This is a genomic window from Sphaerisporangium fuscum, from assembly GCF_018531465.1.
In the GTDB taxonomy this organism is placed as follows: Bacteria; Actinomycetota; Actinomycetes; order Streptosporangiales; family Streptosporangiaceae; genus Sphaerisporangium; species Sphaerisporangium fuscum.
Map to the genome: position 1 here is coordinate 1 of NZ_JAHDTF010000076.1, position 4548 is coordinate 4548.

The 4548-nt window shown below is 74.1% G+C and carries 4 protein-coding genes; 1 reads left to right on the top strand and 3 read right to left on the bottom strand.

Features of this window, described 5'->3' with window-relative positions; all coding sequences use genetic code 11:
• Positions 1 to 139: 139 nt before the first annotated feature.
• Genes KIK05_RS46270 through KIK05_RS46280 form a run of 3 tightly spaced genes read right to left on the bottom strand, consistent with a single transcriptional unit; the run spans position 140 to position 4342 of the window.
• Entirely contained in the window at positions 140 to 1429 is a 1290-nt protein-coding gene (locus tag KIK05_RS46270; protein ID WP_214417314.1) for a vWA domain-containing protein, read from the bottom strand.
• Positions 1422 to 2342, bottom strand: a complete 921-nt coding sequence (locus tag KIK05_RS46275; RefSeq protein WP_214417315.1) for a PP2C family protein-serine/threonine phosphatase — start codon at positions 2340 to 2342, stop codon at positions 1422 to 1424. Before KIK05_RS46275 ends, KIK05_RS46270 begins: the two co-directional genes overlap by 8 nt.
• The gene (locus tag KIK05_RS46280; protein WP_250564600.1) at positions 2339 to 4342 is read right to left on the bottom strand and encodes a serine/threonine-protein kinase; all 2004 of its coding nucleotides are present in this window, start codon (positions 4340 to 4342) and stop codon (positions 2339 to 2341) included. The genes KIK05_RS46275 and KIK05_RS46280 overlap by 4 nt, the downstream gene beginning before the upstream one ends.
• Between KIK05_RS46280 and KIK05_RS46285 the strand changes: the two genes are divergently transcribed.
• Positions 4341 to 4548: hypothetical protein (locus KIK05_RS46285; RefSeq protein ID WP_214417317.1), on the top strand; the 208-nt coding region annotated here is incomplete at its 3' end. The genes KIK05_RS46280 and KIK05_RS46285 overlap by 2 nt on opposite strands.

A 4548-nucleotide genomic window follows, 5' to 3' on the forward strand; every position in this document is an offset into this window, starting at 1 on the left:
CCGCCGCCTCCCGGGGACGCGGGAGTGGCGGCGGGCGCGGCCGGTGCCGCGGCGGCCGGGGCGCCCGTCATCCGCGCGCCGCAGATGTCGCAGTACTCCTCGTCCGCGGAGTCGTGCCCTTCGGGGCATATGGCCATGCTCAGCTCTCCGGGTCCTTGCGCATGCGGACGGTACGGACGGAACGGGTGTCGAGCGCGATCTCGTCCGCCTTGTCAACGACGCGCTTGAGACGTGCGGTTCCCGTCGCCGGGTCGACGTCGATGACCTTGTCGAGCAGCTTGGCGGTCTCCTCGTTGCCGGCGCGCTCGGCGATGCCGCGCGCCTTGCCGAGCCGCGCCGTCGCGGTCTCCACGTCGCCCGCGTTGCGCGCCTGCAGGCCCTCCTGGATGAGCGAGGCGAGCTCCTGCTGCCCGGTGTAGTGGGCGACGCGGGGGTTGATGCGGGTCGACTGGACCGGGTCGTCGCTCCACTGGGCGAGGATGTTGCCGCTGGCCAGGACCTCGCCGGTCTGAGGCAGGACGATCTTCACCAGGCCCGCGCGCATCTCCTGGCCGACGTTGCCCGGGGGCACGGTGACGCTGAGGTGGTACTCGCGGGACTCCCCGCCCCAGCTTCCGGTGGGGTAGTCGCCGTTCATCGCGTCGACGTCGGTGCGGCGGGCGGTGAGGTCCTCCAGGGCCGGGGACACCTGCTTGACGAAGTTCAGGGTGGCCGCCCTCGGCGTCCACACGCGCAGCGCGACGTCGGCGACGGTCTTGCCCATGGCCGCCTCGGTCATCGCGCGGAAGTCCGCCTCGAGGTCCTCGGGCTTGCGGACGTCCATCACGCTGCCCAGCAGGGTGGAGCCGATGCGGCGCAGTTCGGCCACCACCCAGTCGGTGCCGACGCCGCGGCAGTCGCAGACGAACTTGCCCGTGGAGTAGGCGAGGTTGGCGTCGAACTCTGGGGCGGGCTCGTGCTCGTTCTTGCCGTCGGTCAGCAGGATGGCGTGGTGGATCGCGCCGGGGTACTCGATCTGGTGGGCGCTGAACAGGTCGGCGGCGCGGCGCAGCCAGCGTCCCATGGCGGTGCCGCCGTCGGCCCGCAGGCGGGAGACGGCCTCCTTGGCGGCCGCGCGGCTGCCCGGGTCCGCGGGGGCGAGCCGGCCGTTCCCCGGGAAGATCACCTCGGCCTGGTGGTTGCCCGCGATCACCGCGAAGTGGACCCCGTCGCGGAGGGTGTCGATGGCGGCCTGCGCGGCCTTGCGGGCGTCGTTGATCTTGCCGTACGACATCGAGCCGGAGGTGTCGACGATGATCACCTCGGCCGCCTGGGCGGTCGAGACCTGTTCGACGGGCCCGTTCGCCTCGACGGTGACGATCGCGTGGACCTCCTGGCTCCCCGCGGGCAGGTACTTGTTCTGGTCCACGCGAATGGTGAAGTCAGTCACTTCTCTCCTTTGGGAATGCCACCGTGGCAGAGTCCCGCTCCCCCTGTCCGAATGGGACGACCGCGACGGTGATGTTGTCGTGTCCCCCCGCCTCGATGGCCATGCGCACCAGACGCCGCGCCGCCGTGAGAGGAGGGTCGTTCAGGGCCGGCGCGGCGAGGGCCTCCGGCTCGGGGTAGTAGTTCCACAGCCCGTCGCTGCACAGCAGCACCACGCCGGGCCCGTCGGTGGTGAACGTCCTGACGTGCGGCACCACCTCGCCGGCGTCGGCGCCGAGCCAGGCGGTGAGCATGTGAGTGCCGGGGGTGGCGTCGTCGACGGTCAGCAGCGCCGAGTGGGCGCCGAGCCAGTACGCCCGGCTGTCGCCGACCCAGCCGACCGTGACCTGCCGCGGCGCGACCACCGCCGAGACGTAGGTGCACGCGGGTGAGTCCTCGCCGGGGTGGGCGGAGGCGGCGACGGTGTCGGCGGCGAGGCGGACGCCCTCGCGGGTGGCGCTCTCGGCGTCGTCCCCTTCGGCGAGCCGCTTGGCGATGGTGACGGCCGCGATGTCGGCCGCGGCCTGGGACGCCTCGTCGGGGCGGGGCGAGCTGGACACCCCGTCGCAGACGACGGCCACGACGGTGCCCGCGCCGGCGGTCAGCAGGGCCATGGCGTCCTCGTTGCGGCTGTGGCGCAGGCCCCGGTCGCTGACCGCGGCGGAGGTCTCCAGCACGATCTCGACGTGGTCGCGCCCGGAGGGCTGCAGCATGCCGCAGTTCTCGCAGTAGCCGTCGGGGCCGACGCCGGCCGAGCCGCAGGCCGTGCACGGCGTGGGGGGCGTGACCGCGACGGACAGGTCGTGGCCGCACTGCTCGCAGAACGCCTCGTCGGGACGGACGCCCGTGCCGCAGACGGGACAGGAGCCGCTCACCACATCGTCCTCGGGCGCACGGCGTTGGCCCTGCCGATGAGGGCGTGGCGGTCCTCGGTGGAACGGGCCGAGCGCGCGAGCGAGCGGTAGACGCGCTCCAGCTCCCCGCGCACGCCCTGCTCGTCCAGCGGGGTGGCGCCGAGGATGGTGCCGCCGCCCCCCGTCGACTGGCCGGTCACGAACCGGGCGAGCGCGCTCTCGAGCACCTCGGAGGCCAGGCCGTCACGGTCGCGCGAGTCGAGCTTCAGCATGCGCAGCCGCTCCCCCGCCGTGACCAGCTCCGGCTCGGCGGGGGCCTGCCCGCGTACCGTCACCGCGACGGCCGCCACCTGGGCGGCGGTGCGGTGGATCGACGTCGGCGGCACCTCGTCGAGCGCGCGGGTGGCGCCGGCCCGGTCGCCCTGGGCCAGCCGGATGCGGGCCAGGCCGAAGCAGGAGCTGACGTAGGCCCGGTCGGTCTGCCAGATCGCGGCGTGGTGACGGGCGGCCTCGGCGTCGGCTCCCGCGGCCTCCAGGGCGAACGCCAGGGCCAGGCGCGGCGCGATCTCGCCGGGGAACCAGGAGTAGAGGCCGTCGAAGAACCGGACCGCCATGCCGGGGTCGCCCGAGGCGAGCTCGGCGATCCCGCGGTACCACCACAGCCGCCAGTCGCCCGGCAGGTCGGTGGCGGCCCGCCGGTACAGCTCCTCGGGGACCGGACGGCCGAGCTCGCTGAGCACCCTGATCAGCGCCAGCGTGGTCTCCGGGGTGGGCGGCGCCGACTGCAGCACCGCGATCAGCTCGTCGGGGTTGCCGGAGGTGAGTCCCGCGAGGAAACCGGCGCCGGGGTCCTCCGGGTCCACCAGCGGCACCGGCAGCGACGACGCGGCGTCGAGCTGGTCGAGCGCGGCGAAGACCTGCCCGGTGGCCGCGGGGGCCAGCTCGGTGCCGACCGCGCCGCGCTCGGGGCCGAACACGCCGGACTGCGCGCCGTGCGGCACGCCCTCCTCGGCGGCCCTGATCTCCCGGAGCACCCCGACGAGCTGCTCGGACATCTCGGCGGCGCTCTGGAACCGCTTGCCGGGGTCGGGATCGGTCGCGCGCCGCAGAAGCCGCTGGTACGACTCGTACTGCGGGCCCATGTCGGGCAGCGGGGTCATCTGCCCGCCGCTCGCGGGGCTGAACGGGAAGCCCAGCACCGCGAGGGTGCGGCCCACGGTGTGCAGGTCGGAGGCGACCGAGGGGCCCTGGGAGGCGATCTCGGGCGCCTGGTAGCCGACGGTGCCGTAGATCGCGCTGGCGCCGTCGTCGATGCGCCGGACGGCGCCGAGGTCGATGAGCTTGAGCTGCTCCTCCACCTGGATGACGTTGGCGGGCTTGAGGTCGCAGTAGAGCATGCCGCGGTCGTGCAGGTAGCCGAAGGCGCGCAGGATCTCCAGGCCGTAGGCGATGACCTGCGACAGCGGGAGCGCCACGGCGTTGCCGCTCTCCCGCAGCCGCTTGCGCAGCAGGTCCTGCAGGGACTCGCCGCCGACGTACTCCATGACGATGTAGCCGACCATCGTCCCGGTGGTGGGATCGGGGTGGCTGACGAAGTTGAAGATCTTGACGATGTTCGGGTGGTCCATCGCCGTGAGGTAGCGCCGCTCGGCCTCGGCGGCGGCCATCGCCTCCAGGTCGCCGGTGTCGAGCAGGCCCTTCATCACGACCCAGCGGCCGTCGAGGTTGCGGTCGGCGGCCAGGTAGATCCAGCCGAGCCCGCCGTGGGCCAGGCAGCCCTTGACCTCGTACTGCCCGGCGACCAGGTCGCCCGCGTGCAGCTTGGGGGTGAACGAGAAGCGCTGGCCGCAGTGCGGGCAGAAGCCCTCGGGCCGCCCCGGACGGCCGTCGCGCTGCCGCCCGACGGGCTTGCCGCAGTCGGGGTTGCCGCAGAAGCGGCGGTCCTCCGGGACGACGGGGTCGGCGAGCACGACCGCCGACGGGTCCCGGTAGGGAACGGGGGGCACCTCGACGAGCCCCATGCCGAGCATGCCCCTGCGCGAGCGCGTGCTGCCGCGCCGCGACCCGCTGGTGAACCCGGCGGCGCTGCTGGCGATCGAGGGGGTGGTGCCGGCGACGGACGGACTGGTCAGCGCCCCGGACGGCAGGCCGCGCGGCGGCGGGGGCGCGTGGCCGCCCGGCGGAGCCTGGCCGGCGGGCGCGGACGGCCACGCGGGGACGGCTCCCT

Bases quoted from the DNA above. Each gene is read 5' to 3' on its own strand.
- KIK05_RS46280 (WP_250564600.1), bottom strand. From the start codon at position 4,342: ATGGGGCTCGTCGAGGTGCCCCCCGTTCCCTACCGGGACCCGTCGGCG.